Genomic DNA, 1255 nt, shown 5'->3' with positions numbered 1-1255 from the left:
GGCCGGTGCTGGAGGAGCGTTTCGGCGCCGTCTATTCGGACGGCCCCGGCATGCCGCCGCTGCCGACCCGGCTGATGGCGGGGCTGGCGATCCTCAAGCACACCTTCAACCTGTCGGATGAGGTGCTGTGCGAGCGCTGGGTGGAGAACCCTTATTTCCAGTATCTCACCGGCGAGACGTTCTTTTGCCATACGCTGCCGTTCGACCGCTCCTCGATGACGCGTTGGCGCAGCCGTATGGGCGAGGAGCGGATTATGGTGCTGTTGCAGGAGAGCCTCAGCCTCGCGGTCAAGACCGGGGCGATGAAACCGGCCGACACGCGCCAGGTGATCGTCGACACCACCGTGCAGCCGAAGAACGTCATGTTCCCGACCGACGCCAAGCTCATCCATCGGGCACGCGAACGGCTGGTGCGGCTGGCCAAGAGGACGGGTCTCCATTTGCGCCAGAGTTATGTGCGGGTCGGCAAGCTGGCGCTGATCAGCCACCAGCGCTATGCCCACGCCAAGCAGTTCAAGCGGGCCAACAAGGCGCTACGCAAGCTCAAGACCTATCTCGGCCGGACCATTCGCGACATTGGTCGCCAGATCGCCGGCGATCAGGGGCTGGACGCGCTGTTCAAATGGCCGCTCTACCAGGCCGCCACCGTTCTCGAGCAACGCCAGCGCCAGCGCGGCCGCAAGATCTACAGCCTGCACGCACACGAGGTGGAATGCATCGGCAAGGGCAAGGCGCATGCGCCCTACGAGTTCGGGGTGAAGGTGTCGGTGGCCACCACGCTGAAGCGCTCCAGGGGCGGCCAGTTCGCCCTGCATGCAAAAGCACTGCCCGGCAATCCCTATGACGGCCACACGCTGGCAAGCGTCATCCCCGACATGGAAAAGACCATCGGCAACGAGATCGGCCGCATCCTCGCCGACGCCGGCTATCGCGGCCACAACGCACCGCAGAGCCACAAGCTCAGGGTCTTCACCGCGGGCCAGAAACGCCGCGTCACCCCAGCCATCAAGCGCCAGATGCGACGGCGGTCGGCGGTCGAGCCCGTCATCGGCCACATCAAGAGCGAACACAGAATGGGCCGCAACTACCTCGCCGGCCAGCAGGGCGACACCCTCAACGCCATCCTGGCCGCCGCCGGCTACAACTTCTCCCTCCTGCTCAGGTGGCTGAAGGGGTTTTTGTCGCTCTTGATTGCCCTGCTTCAAATCCGGCCGAAGCCGGTCGCCGCTTAGGGCTCGGATTGTTCACGGTCGAC

General features: G+C 64.9%; 1 protein-coding gene. It reads left to right on the top strand.

Annotated elements, in window-relative coordinates; genetic code table 11:
* Positions 1-1232 (top strand): IS5 family transposase (locus tag EN879_RS36310; RefSeq protein ID WP_127274734.1); only part of this gene is annotated, 1232 nt, incomplete at its 5' end.
* Between the last annotated feature and the right edge of the window lie 23 nt (positions 1233-1255).

Source organism: Mesorhizobium sp. M7A.F.Ca.AU.002.02.1.1, from assembly GCF_003998535.1.
Classification (GTDB): Bacteria; Pseudomonadota; Alphaproteobacteria; order Rhizobiales; family Rhizobiaceae; genus Mesorhizobium; species Mesorhizobium ciceri.
The sequence above is the reverse complement of the archived record's forward strand: the minus strand, read 5'-3'. Positions and strand labels throughout refer to the sequence as shown.